Origin of the sequence: Saccharopolyspora rosea (assembly GCF_025643595.1) — a bacterium.
In the GTDB taxonomy this organism is placed as follows: Bacteria; Actinomycetota; Actinomycetes; order Mycobacteriales; family Pseudonocardiaceae; genus Saccharopolyspora; species Saccharopolyspora rosea.
Window position 1 is genome coordinate 1,125,237 of the sequence record NZ_CP102826.1, and the last position, 15,766, is coordinate 1,141,002.

General features: G+C 71.5%; 12 protein-coding genes and 1 pseudogene. 10 read left to right on the forward strand and 3 right to left on the reverse strand.

What is annotated here, in order from left to right:
- Positions 1–44: 44 nt before the first annotated feature.
- Together fdhD and NV263_RS05540 are read right to left on the reverse strand one after the other, a co-directional pair.
- On the reverse strand, positions 45–881 hold the full coding sequence (fdhD, locus tag NV263_RS05535) for a formate dehydrogenase accessory sulfurtransferase FdhD (protein ID WP_263251468.1): 837 nt from the start codon (positions 879–881) through the stop codon (positions 45–47).
- A 197-nt stretch (positions 882–1,078) separates the two neighbouring features.
- Positions 1,079–3,376 carry an FdhF/YdeP family oxidoreductase gene (locus NV263_RS05540; protein ID WP_263251469.1) on the reverse strand — a complete coding sequence of 766 codons (2,298 nt, stop codon included), beginning with the start codon at positions 3,374–3,376 and terminating at the stop codon, positions 1,079–1,081.
- A gap of 126 nt (positions 3,377–3,502) precedes the next feature.
- On the opposite strand from NV263_RS05540, the gene NV263_RS05545 reads away from it, so the two are divergent.
- The 5 genes from NV263_RS05545 to NV263_RS05565 all read left to right on the forward strand — a co-directional run bounded on the left by NV263_RS05545 (position 3,503) and on the right by NV263_RS05565 (position 8,802).
- The gene (locus tag NV263_RS05545) at positions 3,503–6,136 is read left to right on the forward strand and encodes a valine--tRNA ligase (protein ID WP_263251470.1); all 2,634 of its coding nucleotides are present in this window, start codon (positions 3,503–3,505) and stop codon (positions 6,134–6,136) included.
- A 104-nt stretch (positions 6,137–6,240) separates the two neighbouring features.
- Positions 6,241–7,608: a bifunctional tetrahydrofolate synthase/dihydrofolate synthase gene (gene folC / locus NV263_RS05550; RefSeq protein ID WP_263251471.1), complete on the forward strand. Its 1,368-nt coding sequence runs from the start codon at positions 6,241–6,243 to the stop codon at positions 7,606–7,608.
- Positions 7,605–8,060 (forward strand): DUF4233 domain-containing protein, encoded by a 456-nt coding sequence (locus tag NV263_RS05555; protein WP_263251472.1) that lies wholly within the window; start codon positions 7,605–7,607, stop codon positions 8,058–8,060. The genes folC and NV263_RS05555 overlap by 4 nt, the downstream gene beginning before the upstream one ends.
- A 68-nt stretch (positions 8,061–8,128) precedes the next feature.
- A complete protein-coding gene (locus NV263_RS05560; protein WP_263251473.1) occupies positions 8,129–8,371 on the forward strand; it encodes a ribbon-helix-helix protein, CopG family in 243 nt (80 codons plus the stop codon).
- Positions 8,368–8,802, forward strand: a complete 435-nt coding sequence (locus NV263_RS05565; protein ID WP_263251474.1) for a type II toxin-antitoxin system VapC family toxin — start codon at positions 8,368–8,370, stop codon at positions 8,800–8,802. Before NV263_RS05560 ends, NV263_RS05565 begins: the two co-directional genes overlap by 4 nt.
- Here NV263_RS05565 and NV263_RS05570 read toward each other — a convergent pair.
- Positions 8,799–9,899, reverse strand: coding sequence for a zinc-binding dehydrogenase (locus NV263_RS05570; protein WP_263251475.1), 1,101 nt, complete (start codon positions 9,897–9,899; stop codon positions 8,799–8,801). The genes NV263_RS05565 and NV263_RS05570 overlap by 4 nt on opposite strands.
- Positions 9,900–10,043: 144 nt before the next feature.
- Between NV263_RS05570 and NV263_RS05575 the strand changes: the two are divergent.
- The 5 genes and pseudogenes from NV263_RS05575 to NV263_RS05595 all read left to right on the forward strand — a co-directional run bounded on the left by NV263_RS05575 (position 10,044) and on the right by NV263_RS05595 (position 15,708).
- Positions 10,044–11,587: pseudogene (locus tag NV263_RS05575) on the forward strand (alkaline phosphatase D family protein).
- A 109-nt stretch (positions 11,588–11,696) separates the two neighbouring features.
- Entirely contained in the window at positions 11,697–12,107 is a 411-nt protein-coding gene (gene ndk, locus NV263_RS05580) for a nucleoside-diphosphate kinase (protein WP_263251476.1), read from the forward strand.
- Between the two features lie 4 nt (positions 12,108–12,111).
- Positions 12,112–12,657, forward strand: a complete 546-nt coding sequence (locus NV263_RS05585) for a GNAT family N-acetyltransferase (protein WP_263251477.1) — start codon at positions 12,112–12,114, stop codon at positions 12,655–12,657.
- Between the two features lie 90 nt (positions 12,658–12,747).
- Positions 12,748–14,712, forward strand: coding sequence for a TIGR03960 family B12-binding radical SAM protein (locus tag NV263_RS05590; RefSeq protein ID WP_263251478.1), 1,965 nt, complete (start codon positions 12,748–12,750; stop codon positions 14,710–14,712).
- A gap of 207 nt (positions 14,713–14,919) precedes the next feature.
- A complete protein-coding gene (locus NV263_RS05595; protein ID WP_263251479.1) occupies positions 14,920–15,708 on the forward strand; it encodes a TIGR03936 family radical SAM-associated protein in 789 nt (262 codons plus the stop codon).
- Positions 15,709–15,766: the final 58 nt, after the last annotated feature.

Consider the following 15,766-nt stretch of genomic DNA (forward strand, 5'->3'; position numbering starts at 1 on the left):
ATCGTGCCAACGCTCGGCGGAGTCCCCAACTCGGCCCACCCGACTCAGGCGATGTCCTTCGTCACGATGCGCTCGGCTCCGGTGTAGACGTTCATGGAACGGCCGCGCAGGAACCCGACCAGGGTCATGCCCTGCTCCGCGGCCAGGTCGACGGCCAGCGAGGACGGTGCGGAGACCGCGGCGAGCAGCGGGACCCCGGCCATCGCCGCCTTCTGCACGAGCTCGAACGAGGCGCGGCCGGACACCATGAGCACGCAGCCGGCCAGCGGCACCCGCTGCGCGAGCAACGCCCAGCCGAGCACCTTGTCGACCGCGTTGTGCCTGCCGACGTCCTCGCGGACCACCAGCGGCTCGCCGGCCGAGTCGAACAGCCCCGCCGCGTGCAGGCCCCCGGTGCTGTCGAACACGCGCTGGGCGGCCCGCAGTCGGTCCGGCAACCCGGCGAGCGTGGTGGTGTCCACGCTGAGCGGGTCCCCGGCGGGGGAGTGCCGGGTGGTCAGCCGCACCGAGTCGAGCGCGGCCTTGCCGCAGACGCCGCACGACGACGTGGTGTAGAAGTTGCGCTCCACCGACGTGTCGGGCGGCTCGACGCCGGGAGCCAGGCGCACGTCGAGGACGTTGTAGGTGTTGCGCCCGTCCGGTCCCGGGCTGTCGCAGTACCGGGCGGTGACCAGCTGGGCCCGGTCGTGGATGACGCCCTCGGTCAGCAGGAAGCCGTGCGCCAGCTCGACGTCGTGCCCCGGGGTGCGCATGGTCACGGTGAGCGGGGAGCCGTCGACCCGGATCTCCAGGGGCTCCTCGGCGGCCAGGGTGTCCGGCCTGGTCCGGGATCCGTCCGCCGCGACCCGCAACACCGGTCGCCGAACGGTGACGCGTCCCATCAGCCCCTCCTATCAACCGCGCGTTCCCGCCCACACAGTATGGCTTCGGCCGATGGTGGCGGAAGCGGTGCCCAGCAGGCGCAGCCGAGCCGCCGCACTCCGTCCTGGCGCCAGAAGAGCTGCTCAGGCTCGGCACCCGTCCAATTCGGACACCGCGCCGGGTGGCCGGGCCGCCGCGCGCGGCCCGGCCCGGTGCGTCACGTGCGTTCGAAGCGGACGATGACCGCCTTGGACACCGGGGTGTTGGACTTCTCCGCCACCGAGTCCAGCGGGACGAGCGGGTTGGCCTCCGGGTAGTAGGCCGCGGCGCAGCCCGCGGCGGTCGGGTAGCCGACCAGGCGGAAGCGCTTGGCGCGGCGCTCCTGGACCGGGCCGTCGCCGGTCGCCCACTCGGAGACGACGTCCACCAGGTCGCCGTCGGCGAAGCCGAGCCGTGCGAGGTCGGTCGGGTTGACCAGCACCACGCGGCGGGCGTCCTCGACGCCGCGGTAGCGGTCCGAGAGGCCGTAGATCGTGGTGTTGTACTGGTCGTGGCTGCGCAGCGTCTGCAGCAGCAGCCGGCCCTCCGGCACCCGGATCGGCTCCGGGACGTTGACCGTGAAGTTCGCCTTGCCCGTCGAGGTCGGGAACGTGCGGCTGTCCCGGGGCGGGTGCGGCAGCACGAACCCGTCGGGCTCGCGCACCCGGCGGTTGTAGTCCTCGCAGCCGGGGACGACGTTGGCGATGTGGTCGCGGACGAGGTCGTAGTCCCGCTCGAAGTCCTCCCAGCGCACCGGGTGGTCCCGGCCCAGCAGGCGGCGGGCCAGGCGGCAGATGATCGCGACCTCGGACAGCAGGTTCTCGGACGCCGGGGCCAGCCGCCCGCGCGAGGCGTGCACCACCGACATCGAGTCCTCGACGGTCACGAACTGCTCGCCGGACGCCTGGGTGTCGCGCTCGGTGCGGCCCAGCGTGGGCAGGATCAGCGCGGTCCGGCCGGGGGTGACGTGCGAGCGGTTGAGCTTGGTCGACACCTGGACCGTCAGCTCGCAGTCGCGCAGCGCGGCCATGGTCGCGTCGGTGTCCGGCGTCGCGGACACGAAGTTGCCGCCCATGCCGAGGAAAGCCGTGACCCGGCCGTCCCGCATCGCGCGGATCGTGTCCACTGTGTCCAGACCGTGGTGGCGCGGGGAGGTGATGCCGAACTCGCGGTCCAGCGCGTCCAGGAAGGAGTCCGGCATCTTCTCCCAGATGCCCATGGTGCGGTCGCCCTGGACGTTCGAGTGGCCGCGCACCGGGCAGACGCCCGCGCCTGGTTTGCCGATCATGCCGCGCAGCAGCAGCGTGTTCACCACCTCGCGGATGGTGGCCACGCCCTGCTTCTGCTGGGTCAGCCCCATCGCCCAGCAGGCGACCGTGCGCTCCGAGGAGATCACCATGTCGGCGATGCGCTCGATCTGCTCCCGGCTCAGGCCGGTGGCCTCGGTGACCTCGTCCCAGTCGATCTCGGTCGCCTGGGCGACGAACTCGTCGTAGCCGTGCGCGTACTCGGCGATGAACTGCTCGTCCACCGCGCCTGCCCGCAGCACGAGCGCGTTGATCGCCTTGAACAGCGCCAGGTCGCCGCCGATGCGGATCTGCGCGAACTCGTCGGCCAGCGCGGTGCCGCCGCCGACCACCCCGCGCACCGTCTGCGGGTTCTTGAACCGCATCAGCCCGGTCTCCGGCAGCGGGTTGACCGCGATGATCCGGCCACCGCGCTGCTTGACCTTCTCCAGCGAGGAGAGCATCCGCGGGTGGTTGGTACCCGGGTTCTGGCCCACCACCAGCACCAGGTCCGCGTGCTCCACATCGGACAGCGACACCGAGCCCTTGCCGATGCCGATGGTCTCCTTCAACGCCGAGCCGGACGACTCGTGGCACATGTTCGAGCAATCCGGCAGGTTGTTGGTGCCGAAGCTGCGGATCATCAGCTGGTAGAGGAACGCCGCCTCGTTGCTGGTGCGGCCCGAGGTGTAGAAGGCGGCTCGGTCCGGGGAATCCAGCGCGTTGAGCGAGTCCGCGATCAGGCCGAACGCCTCGTCCCAGCCGATGGGCCGGTAGTGGGTGTCGCCGTCGCGCAGCACCATCGGGTGGGTCAGGCGGCCCTGCTGGCCGAGCCAGTAGTCGGTCTTGGTCGCCAGCTCCGCCACCGAGTGGCGGGCGAAGAAGTCGGGCCCGACGCGGCGCGTGGTCGCTTCCTCGGCGACCGCCTTGGCGCCGTTCTCGCAGAACTCGGCCAGCTTGCGCTTGTCCCCGTCGGCCTCCCGCGGGTCCGGCCACGCGCACCCCGGGCAGTCGAAGCCCGACCGTTGGTTGAGCAGCGGCAACGTCCGCACCGTGCGCGTCGTGCCCATCTGCTCCCAGCTGCGTTGCAGCGAGACCAGCACGCCCTTGACGCCCGCCGCGGCGCGGCCCGGCGTGCCGACTTCCAGTGCGCCTTCGTCGATGTCCTGTTCCGGAGCTCCACGCGACATGCGCATAGCGTCCTCCTCCTGTGACGGGCGGGCACGGTGGGAGTGGTGCGAGTCACGACAACCCGTCTTGCGCGAGAGGCTAACGCCCGGAAAGAGCGCTGAACAGCCACTCGTAGAATCCTCCCCGTGACTCAGACCCATGCCGCGCAGCCCCGTGAACTTCCGTCGACCTGGAATCCGGCCGACGTAGAGGCCGAGCTGTACCAGCGCTGGGTAGCGGCCGGTTACTTCACCGCCGACGCGAGCAGTGACAAGCCGCCGTTCTCGATCGTCATCCCGCCCCCGAACGTCACCGGAAGCCTGCACATCGGCCACGCCTTCGAGCACACGCTGATGGACGTCCTCACCCGGCGCCGCCGGATGCAGGGCTACGAGGCGCTGTGGCTGCCCGGGATGGACCACGCCAGCATCGCCGTGCAGGCGCTGGTCGAAAAGCAGCTCCGCGAGGAGGGCACCGACCACCGCGAGCTGGGCCGCGAGGCGTTCGTGGACCGCGTGTGGCAGTGGAAGGAGAAGCACGGCGGGGCGATCCTGTCCCAGATGCGCCGTCTCGGGGACAGCGTCGACTGGACCCGCGAGCGCTTCACCATGGACGCCGGGTTGTCCCGCGCCGTGCAGACGATCTTCAAGAAGCTGTACGACGACGGCCTGATCTACCGCGCCGAGCGGCTGGTCAACTGGTCGCCGCAGATGCGCACCACGCTGTCCGACATCGAGGTGGAGCACAAGGAGGTCGAGGGCGAACTCGTCTCCATGCGCTACGGCGACGGCGACCGGTCGATCGTGGTCGCCACCACCCGGGTCGAGACGATGCTCGGCGACACCGCCGTCGCGGTCCACCCCGATGACGAGCGCTACCAGCACCTGGTGGGCACCGAGATCGAGCACCCGCTGACCGGGCGCACGATCCCGGTCGTCGCCGACGACTACGTCGACCCCGAGTTCGGTTCCGGCGCGGTGAAGATCACCCCGGCGCACGACCCGAACGACTTCGAGATCGGCAAGCGGCACGACCTGCCGATGCCGACGATCATGGACGAGTCCGGCCGCATCGCCCACACCGGCACCCGCTTCGACGGGATGGACCGGTTCGAGGCCCGCGTGGCGGTCCGCGAGGCGCTGCGCGAGGAAGGCCGCATCGTCGCCGAGAAGCGGCCGTACGCGCACAGCGTCGGGCACAGCTCGCGGTCCAAGGAGCCGATCGAGCCGCGGCTGTCGATGCAGTGGTTCGTCAAGGTCGGCCCGCTGGCCAAGGCCGCCGGCGACGCGGTCCGCGACGGCCGCGTGCAGGTCCACCCGCCGGAGATGGCCAAGCGCTACTTCGACTGGGTCGACAACATGCACGACTGGACCGTGTCCCGGCAGCTGTGGTGGGGCCACCGCATCCCGGTGTGGCACGGCCCGAACGGCGAGATGGTGTGCGTCGGCCCGGACGAGGAACCGCCGTCCGGCGAGGGCTGGTACCAGGACGAGGACGTGCTCGACACCTGGTTCTCCTCGGGCCTGTGGCCGTTCTCCACCATGGGCTGGCCGCAGGACACCCCCGACCTGCGCAAGTTCTACCCGACCAGCGTGCTGGTCACCGGCTACGACATCCTGTTCTTCTGGGTCGCCCGGATGATGATGTTCGGGCTGTACGCGATGGACGGGGTCGAGCCCTTCAAGGTCATCGCGCTGCACGGCATGGTCCGCGACGCGCACGGCAAGAAGATGTCCAAATCCGCGGGCAACACCGTCGACCCGCTGGAGTGGATGGACAACTACGGCACCGACGCGCTGCGGTTCACGCTCGCGCGCGGCGCCAACCCCGGCGCGGACTCGCCGATCAGCGAGGAGTGGGTGTCCGGCTCCCGCAGCTTCTGCACGAAGTTGTTCAACGCCACCAAGTTCGCGCTGATGAACGGTGCCCGGGTGCCGGAGCGGCTGCCCGAGCGGGCCGAGCTCACCGATGCCGACCGGTGGATCCTGGACCGCGCCGACCAGCTCGTGTCCGAAGTGGACGAGCTGATGGAGGACTTCCAGTTCGGCAAGGCCACCGAGGCGCTGTACCACTTCACCTGGGACGAGTTCTGCGACTGGTACCTGGAGCTGTCCAAGGTCCAGCTCGACGCCGAAGGGCGGAGCGCGGAGCGCACCCGCGAGGTGCTCGGGTACGTGCTGGACGTGCTGCTGCGACTGCTGCACCCGACCATCCCGTTCATCACCGAGACGCTGTGGACCGCGCTCACCGGTCGCGAATCGGTGGTCATCGCCGACTGGCCGGAGCCCAGCGGCGCGGTCGCCGACCCGGCCGCCGCCGAGCGGATCGAGGCGGTGCAGAAGCTGATCACCGAGATTCGGCGGTTCCGCTCCGACCAGGGGCTCAAGCCGGGTCAGCGGGTGGCCGCCAAGCTCGGCGGCGTCGCCGAACTGGGCCTGGCCGACCACGTGGCCGCGGTGCGGTCGCTGGCGCGGGTCACCGAGCCCGCCGACGGGTTCACCTCGTCGGCGTCGATCGAGGTCGGGCTGTCCGGCGGGAACGTCACCGTCGAGCTGGACCTGTCCGGTGCGGTCGACGTCGCGGCCGAGCGCAAGCGGCTGACCAAGGACCTCGCGGCGGCCGAGAAGGAGCTCGCGGGCACCGACAAGAAGCTGGGCAACCCGGCGTTCCTGGACAAGGCCCCGGCCGAGGTGGTCGACAAGATCAAGGCACGCCGGGAGACCGCGCTGGCCGACATCGAGCGGATCAACGCCCGGCTGGCCGCGCTGCCCCAGGGCTGAACTCGCGCCGAGCCGCCCGGTCCCCGCTGACCGGGCGGCTCCGCGCCGTCCGGCCGCACGTAGACTGACCTCGACGTTCGTCGGGGCGCCAAGGGGTGAACAACGTGTCCGGGACCGATCCCACCGCGCTGCAGGAGCTGCGGGTGGTCGAGGCCGAGCTCAACGAGCGCTGGCCGGAGACCAAGATCGAACCGTCGCTCGACCGCATCCGGGCGCTGACCGATCTGCTCGCCGAACCGCAGCGCAGCTACCCGGTGGTGCACATCGCGGGCACCAACGGCAAGTCGTCCACCTCGCGCATGGTCGACGCGCTGCTCACCCGCATCGGGCTGCGCACCGGCCGCTACACCAGCCCGCACCTGCAGCTGGCCACCGAGCGGATCAGCATCGACGGCAAGCCGATCAGCCCGGAGGGCTACGTCGAGGCTTACCGCGACGTGGCGCCGTACGTGTCGATGGTCGACTCGCGCAGTGACGTGCCGATGAGCAAGTTCGAGGTGCTCACCGGCATGGCGTTCGCCGCGTTCGCCGACGCGCCCGTGGAGGCCGCGGTGCTGGAGGTCGGCCTCGGCGGGAGCTGGGACGCCACCAACGTCGCCGACGCCAAGATCGCCGTGCTGTGCCCGGTCGCCATGGACCACGCCGACTACCTCGGCGACGACCTGGCGTCCATCGCCAAGGAGAAGGCCGGGATCATCAAGCCCGGCTCGATCGTGGTGCTGGCCGCCCAGCAGGCCGAGGCGCAGCAGCCGATCATGGACCGCATCGCCGAGGTCGACGCCACGGTCGCCCGCGAGGGCCACGAGTTCGGCGTGCTGTCGCGCACCGTGGCCGTCGGCGGCCAGATGCTCAAGCTGCAGGGCCTCGGCGGGGTGTACGACGAGGTGTTCCTGCCGCTGCACGGCGAGCACCAGGCCCGCAACGCCGCCCTGGCGCTGGCCGCGACCGAGGCGTTCTTCGGCGCCGGCGCGGCCCACCAGCTGTCCGTCGACTCGGTCCGCGAAGCCTTCGCCGGGGTCATCACCCCGGGACGGCTGGAGCGGGTGCGCAGCGCGCCCGCCGTGCTGGTCGACGCGGCGCACAACCCGCACGGCGCCCGCGCCCTGGCCGACGCGCTCAGCTCGGAGTTCTCCTTCCGCCGCCTGGTCGCGGTGGTGGGCGTGCTCGGCGACAAGGACGTGCGCGGCATCCTCGCCGAGCTGGAACCCGTCGTCGAGGAGATCGTGCTCACCAGGAACTCCTCGCCCCGCGCCATGGACCCCGACGAACTCGCCGGACTGGCCAAGGACATCTTCGGTCCGGACCGCATCGTCGTGGAGCCGCGGCTGGACGACGCGGTCGAGACCGCGATCCAGCTCGCCGAGGAGACCTCCGACCCCGGCGAGTCCGTCTCCGGCGGCGGCGTGGTGATCACCGGCTCGGTGGTCACGGCCGGCGAGGGGCGAGCCCTGTTCGGCAAGGAGCCCGCGTGACCGAACCAGCCCAGCCCGCCCCGGAAGGCAACGGACTGCCCGAGGCGCCGCCCGGTGTCCGCGACCCGTGGAAGGGCCTGCGCGGCGTCATGGCGGGCACGCTCGTGCTGGAGTTCATCGTGTTCGCGCTGGCGCTGCCGGTGGTCTGGCGCTTCGGCGGTGGCGTGTCCAGCGCGGGCTTCGCGGTCGTCGGCGTCCTGGCGGTGCTGATGCTCGCGGCGGCGTTCGTGCAGCGGCGGCGCTGGGGCCTGGCGTTCGCGGTGGTGCTCCAGGTCGGCGTCATCGCCTGCTTCGCGGTGCACCCCGCGGTGGGCGCGATGGGCGTGGTGTTCGCCCTGGTCTGGGCCTACATCCTGCACCTGCGCCGCGACGTCGCCCGCCGCATGCGCGAGGGCACCCTCTACGACCAGCTCGGCCACCCGCCGGGCTACCCGCCGAGCCAGCAGGGCTGAGAGCGAGCTGGGCATTTCACCTGTTCGGAGACGGCGCATCTTGATGCGGCATCGTTATGATGTGATGCATGCGGACGACCATCACCATCGATGATCAGCTGCTGGAGCGGCTGAAACTGCGGGCCGCGCGCGAGCACACGACCGTGAGCGCCCTGATCGAGGACGACGTGCGCCTGGGCGAACTCCGTCGTGCCCGAGCTCAGGATCGCCCCCGGTTCAAGCTGCCCACCTTCGACTTGGGGGCGCCACGGCCGGGCGTCGACCTCAACGACAACGCTGCCCTCCTCGAATTCATGGAGCACGACGAGTGATCGCGTGCGATGTCAACATCCTGCTGAATGCGCAGAACGCCGCATTGCCCGATCACGAGCGGTTCGCGACGTGGTTCGAGGACGCGCTCAACGGTGCGACGCCGGTGGGAATCCCGTCGATGGTGTTCAGCGGATACCTGCGCATCGTCACCAACCACAGGATCTGGCCCCGCCCGCTGCAGCCCGAGCAGGCGCTGGAGATCATCGCCGCGATCCGAACGGCCCCGGCCTTCGCGCCGATCGAACCCGGCCCGCGGCATTGGGAGATCTTCGCCGAGCTGTGCCGGAAAGCCCAGGTGAAGGCGAATCTCGTTCCGGACGCCTACCTCGCGGCGATCGCCATCGAGCACGGTTGTGAATGGATCACCGCCGACCGCGGCTTCGCGCGCTACCCGGGGGTGCGCTGGCGGCATCCGCTCGACGACGGCTAGTCGATGTCGACGACCGCGCGGCCGACGGTTTCGCCGCGGCGCAGGGCGTCGTAGGCGTCCTGGACCTCGGCGAACGGGTAGCGGCGGCTGATCGCGTCCTGCGGGCGGAGACCGCCGCGGGCCACCAGGTCGAGCAGGACCGGCATGTCGCGACGCGGCTTGGCGCCGTAGGACCCCTTGATCTGCAGCTTGCGCCGGGCGATGGTGGCGAGGTCGAACTCGCCGGTGGTGCCGCGCGGGGCGATGCCCACCACCACGACCTGACCGCCCTCGACGACCGAGTCGCGGGCGATCTCGAACGTCGGCACCGCGCCGAGCGCCTCGAACGCGACGTCCACGCCCCGTCCGCCGGTGAGGTCGCGGATCGCCTCCGGGGCGTCCACTTCGGACGAGTTGACCACGTGCGTCGCGCCCAGGCCGCGCGCGCCGGCCAGCTTCTCGTCGTCGATGTCCACCGCGATGATCATCGATGCCCCGAACACCGCGGCCAGCTGCACCAGCGCCGAACCGACACCCCCGGCCGCGACCACGGCGACGGTGTCGCCGACGTGCACGTCCGCCGCGTGCCGCAGCGCGCCGTAGGCGGTCATCGTGGAGCACCCGAGGGACGCGACGTCGGCCAGCTCGACGCCGTCGGGAACCCGGTACACCGACGTCGCCGTGGTCGCGCACCGCTGCGCCAGGCCGCCCATCGAGTACATCCACACCGGTTCGCCGCCGGGGCGGAACAACCGGGTCTCGTCGTCGTACAGCCGCCCCTTGGCCCGGTTGTAGGCGAAGAACTTCCGGCAGATCTCCTCGTTGCCGCGCACGCACTGCTCGCACTGCCCGCACGGCATGATGAAGCTGGTCACCACCCGGTCGCCCACCGCCAGCCCGGTGACGTCCGGGCCGACCTCGGAGATCACGCCCGCCACCTCGTGGCCCAGCACCGCGGGCACCGGGAACGGCAGCTCGCCCTTGAGCACGTGCAGGTCCGTGTGGCAGGCGCCGCACGAGCGCACGTCGACGACCACCTCACCGGCCTTCGGTCGCGGATCGGCGAGGTCCTCGATCCGCATCGGCTGGTTCACGGCGGTGTGCACGGCGGCGCGCATCCGGACCCTCCTGTTCAGACCGGCCAGTCGGTATGACCGTGAAGCTAGCGCGCTCACCCCGCGCGCACCAGGGGTCACGCGATGTGCGGCCGCGCGTCACCTCGGCGTCGGTCCGGGGTCGCCCGGGGCGGATAGAACCGGCGCATGTCCGCGAATCCCGCCCTCAACCGACGTGACCTGCTGCGACGCGGTGCCGCTGCCGCCGGACTGGCCGGTGCCGGACTGCTGCTGCCGCGCCCGGCCTCCGCGGCGTTCGTCCGCTCGGACCGCCCGGTCCTGACGCACGGTGCGCAGCTCGGCGATCCCCGGCCGGACGGTGCCGTGGTGTGGACCCGGGCCGACCGACCGGCCCGGATGTTCGTCGACGTCGCCCGGGACGCCGACTTCCGCGGCGCGGTCCGGGTGCCCGGACCGGTGCTGACCCCCGACGGCGACGGGACCGGCAAGGTCCGGCTCACCGGGCTCCCACCCGGTCGCCGGGTGCACTACCGGGTCATCGTCGAGGACCTCGACGGGCGCGTCGCGGGCGAGCCGGTGACCGGCAGCTTCCGCACCACCTCGCAGGCCCGCGAGGACGTGCGGTTCCTGTGGTCCGGGGACGTCGTCGGCCAGGGCTGGGGGATCAACCCGGACATCGGCGGCATGACCATCTACTCCGCGATGGCCGCCCGCGAACCGCACTTCTTCCTGCACAGCGGCGACACCGTCTACTCCGACGGGCCGCTGCGGGAGTCGGTGACGCTGCCGGACGGGCGGGTGTGGCGCAACATCGTCACCCCGGAGAAGTCCAAGGTCGCCGAAACCCTGCCCGAGTTCCGCGGCCAGTTCGCCTACAACCTGCTCGACCGCAACGTCCGCGACTTCGTGGCGAACGTGCCGCAGCTGGTGCAGTGGGACGACCACGAGGTGCTCAACAACTGGTACCCGGGTGAGGTGCTGGATTCCCCCGACTACCGGGAGAAGCGCGTCGACGTGCTGGCGCGGCGCGCGTTCCGGGCGTTCCACGAGTGGCAGCCGGTGTGGGCGCCGGACGCAGTGGACGGGCGGGTGTACCGGAAGGTCTCGCACGGACCGCTGCTCGACGTCTTCGTCCTCGACATGCGCAGCTACCGCGATCCGAACTCGCCGGGCACCCGGCCGGAACGGATCCTCGGCGACCGGCAGGCGCGCTGGCTGGTCGACGAGCTGGGCCGGTCCCGGGCCACCTGGAAGGTGATCGCCGCCGACATGCCGCTGGGCCTCGTGGTGCCGGACGGCGACCGGATCGAAGCCGTGGCCAACGGCAGGCCCGGCGTGCCCAACGGGCGCGAGGCGGAGATCGCCCGGGTGCTCCAGGAGATCCGGCGGCGCTCGGTGCGCAACGTCGTCTGGCTGACCGCCGACGTGCACTACTCCGCGGCGATCCACTACTCGCCGGAGCGCGCCGCCTTCGACGGTTTCGACCCGTTCTGGGAGTTCGTGTCCGGGCCGTTGCAGGCGGGTGCGTTCGGGCCGAACGCCCTCGACCCCACCTTCGGTCCGGAACAGGTGTTCCTGAGCGCGCCGAGCAGGCAGGGCGCCTCCCGCTGGAGGGCTTCCAGCACTTCGGGGAGGTCAACATCGAGGGCGCCACCGGACGGCTGCGGGTGGACCTGCGCGACATGGGCGGCCGGTCGCTGTGGTCGACCACAATGGACCCGCAGGGCTGACCGGCCTCCCCGGGGGCCCGGCGGTCACCTGCATCGATACCCTGGCGGGCGGATCGGGCGCGGTGCGTCACGCGCGCAACCCGGCGCCCCGGAAACGAAGGAGTTACCCGTGAGTGAGCGCACGCTGGTCCTGGTCAAGCCCGACGGTGTGGAGCGCGGGCTGGTCGGCGAGGTGATCAGCCGGATCGAGCGCAAGGGCCTGAAGCTGGTCGCCCTGGAGCTGAAGAAGGTCGACCGCCAGCTCGCCGAGCAGCACTACGCCGAGCACGACGGCAAGCCGTTCTTCGAGTCCCTGCTGGAGTTCATCACCTCCGGTCCGGTCGTGGCCGCGGTGGTCGAGGGGCCGCGCGCGGTGTCGGCGTTCCGGCAGATCGCCGGGGGCACCGACCCCGTGGACAAGGCCGCGCCGGGCAGCATCCGCGGCGACTACGGCCTGGAGGTCCAGTACAACCTGGTGCACGGTTCGGACTCGGCCGAGTCCGCCGAGCGCGAGATCAAGCTCTGGTTCCCGGAGTTCTGACGTCGTGGCGGACACCGACATCGATCCCGAGGGCTTCGTCACCGGCCCGCACCGCGTGGACACCCCGCACCCGGGGCTGGTGGACGCGCTGGCCGACCTGTGGGGGCGGGTCACCGTCGCCGGTGGCGCGGTCGGCTACACCGCGACCGATTCGGTGGACGAACTGCGCGCGGGCGCCGAGGAACTCGTCGAGGACGTGCGCAACCGGCGCGTGCACCTGATCACCATCGGCCAGCAGCACGTGCTGGTCGGCATGGCGGTGGTGCGTCCCCGCAGGCTGCCCGTCCGCAGGCACACCGGCGAGCTGGCGTGGCTGGCCGTCGACCCCGCGCTGCAGGGCAAGGGCTGGGGCAAGCAGCTGCTGGACGCCGCCGTGGTGCAGGCCCAGGCGCTCGGCCTGGAACGGCTCGACCTGGTCACCCGCAGCGGGCAGGACCTGGATCGCTTCTACGAGGCGAACGGCTGGGTGGAGCGCGGCCGGTGGCCCGGCGCGGTCCGGGTCGCGCCCGGCGACGACCGCGACGAGATCTGGTTCACCCGCGACGTGTGAGCGCGGTTCCGGCGCGGCCCGGCCGCGCCGGAACCCCCGCGGGTGCGGTCGGTCGTCCGCCTGCGGGCGGCGGCCTCTACGCTGGGGCGCGTGCGTGTGGAGTCCGTCTTCGACAGGTTGGAACCGCTGCTGACGCGGGTCTCCAAGCCCGTGCAGTACGTGGGTGGGGAGCTCAACGCGACGGCCAAGGCGTGGGAGGACACCGCGGTCCGCTGGTGCCTGATGTATCCGGACGCCTACGAGGTCGGCCTGCCGAACCAGGGCGTCCAGATCCTCTACGAGATCCTCAACGAGCAGCCCGACGTGCTCGCCGAGCGCACCTACTCGGTGTGGCCGGACCTGGAAGAGCTGATGCGGGAGCACGGCATCCCGCAGTTCACCGTGGACGGCCACCGGCCGGTCGGCGCCTTCGACGTGCTCGGCGTCAGCTTCGCGACCGAGCTCGGCTACACCAACCTGCTCACCGCGCTCGACCTCGCGGGCGTCCCGCTGCACGCCGTCGACCGCGGTGACGAGCACCCGGTGGTCCTGGCGGGCGGGCACGCCGCCTTCAACCCGGAACCGATCGCCGACTTCGTGGACGCCGCCGTGCTCGGCGACGGCGAGGAGGCGGTCCTGGAGATCACCGAGCAGATCCGCCGGTGGAAGGGCGAGGGCCGCCCGGGCGGTCGGGAGGAACTGCTGCTGCGGCTGGCCGAGAGCGGCGGCGTGTACGTGCCGAAGTTCTACGACGTCAGCTACCGGTCGGACGGCGCCATCGCCGAGGTGCTGCCCAACCGCGAGCGGGTTCCGCACCGCGTGTTCAAGCGCACCACGATGGAGCTCGACGACTGGCCGTACCCGAAGAAGCCGCTGGTGCCGCTGGCCGAGAGCGTGCACGAGCGGATGAGCGTGGAGATCTTCCGCGGCTGCACCCGCGGCTGCCGGTTCTGCCAGGCGGGCATGATCACCCGACCGGTCCGGGAGCGGTCCATCGAGGGCATCGGCGAGATGGTGCAGCGCGGCCTGGAGGCCACCGGGTTCGAGGAGGTCGGGCTGCTGTCGCTGAGCTCGGCCGACCACTCGGAGATCCAGGAGGTCACCAAGGGGCTGGCGGACCGCTACGAGGGCTCCGGCACCAGCCTGTCGCTGCCGTCGACCCGGGTCGACGCGTTCAACGTCGACCTGGCCAACGAGCTGTCCCGCAACGGGCGCCGGTCCGGGTTGACGTTCGCGCCCGAGGGCGGCAGCGAACGGATCCGGCGGGTGATCAACAAGATGGTGTCGGAGGAGGACCTGATCCGCACCGTCTGCACCGCGTTCGCCAACGGCTGGCGGCAGGTCAAGCTCTACTTCATGTGCGGGTTGCCCACCGAGACCGACGAGGACGTGCTGCAGATCGCCGAAATGGCCAAGGAGGTCATCCGGGCGGGTCGCGAGGCGGCCGGTCGCAAGGACATCCGCTGCACGATCTCCATCGGCGGGTTCGTGCCCAAACCGCACACGCCGTTCCAGTGGGCCGGGCAGACCGACCCGGACACCATCGACGAGCGGCTGCGCAAGCTGCGCGAGGCGGTCAACTCCGACCGGCGCCTGGGGCGCAACATCGGCATGCGCTACCACGACGGCAAGCCGTCGCTGATCGAAGGGCTGCTGTCCCGCGGCGACCGGCGGATCGGGCGGGTCGTGGAGCGGGTGTGGCGCGAGGGCGGCCGGTTCGACGGCTGGAACGAGCACTTCTCGTTCGACCGCTGGGTGGCCGCCGCCGACGCCGAGCTGACTCCGCTGGGCGTGGACCTGGCCTGGTTCACCACCCGCGAGCGCGCCGAGGACGAGGTGCTGCCGTGGGACCACCTGGACTCCGGGTTGACCAAGGAGTGGCTGTGGGCGGACTGGCAGGACGCGCTGGACGCCCGCGAGCAGGACGACTGCCGGTGGACGCCGTGCTTCGACTGCGGCGTGTGCCCGACCATGGGCACCGACATCGAGATCGGCCCCTCCGGCCGGACGCTGCTGCCGATCTCCCCGGTCTCGCAGGGCTCGCCGGTGCGCAACCCGGCCTTCGAAGCCCGGTGAACCGGGTGCGGTGACGGATCGCCAACAACTCGGTGCGCGGTGTTCTGAAGCGGTACCTTCCTGGATGGTGTGGCGAAGGTGTTGTCACACTGCGGTTGAGCAAGCAAGCATCGTCACCGAACGGGCCGCAACGCGGCCGCGGATGACGAGCATGGTCGGGAGGGCATCCTGAGTCGGCGAGATCACCCCAATCCCTCGGCCCCGCCGGTGCAGAAGCTGCGCCTGCGCTACGCCAAACGGGGGCGGCTGCGGTTCACCTCGCACCGGGACGTGGCCCGCACCTTCGAGCGGGCGCTGCGGCGGGCCGGGGTTCCGATGGCGTACTCGCAGGGGTTCAGCCCCCGCCCCAAGGTCTCCTGGACGGGCGCGGTGCCCACCGGCGTGGCCAGCGTCGCGGAGTACGTCGAACTCCAGCTCGCCCGGCGGGTCGACCCGGCGGTCCTGCGCGCCGAACTGGACGCGGCGCTGCCGGACGGCATCGACGTGCTGGACGCGGTTCCGGCAGCGCCCGGCGCGCTGGCCGACGAGCTGCGGGTCAGCAAGTGGCGCATCGACCTGCCCGGCACCGACGTGGCCGAGCTGCGCCAGGCCGTCGCGGCTCTGATGGCGGCCGAGTCGGTCGAGGTCGAGAAGATGACCAAGGACGGGCGGCGGACCATCGACGCCCGGGCGGCGTTGGTCGACGCCGAGGTGCTGGACGGTCGCGAGTCGGTCGCGCAGCGTGACGGTTCGCCCTCCGGGACCGCCCGGGTGGACGATTGGCCGGAGGCCACCGGACCGTATGGGATACTTGTAACGGTCGTGCGGCAGACAACACCGGTCGTACGACCCGACGACGTACTGAGCGCCCTGCGTGTCGTCGCTGGTTTGGCACCGTCGGCCGCCGCGAGCGCGACCCGGCTGGAGCAGGGCCGGCTCGACGACGGGGGAGGGATTGCCGACCCGTTGGCCCAGGACTCAGGCGGCGACCGGAGTCCGGCGGGAGAGCCCGGGTGACGGACGGCGCGTCGTCGCCCGCCGTGTGACTTCCCGGCGCCGCAGGCGGCCCGGGGCG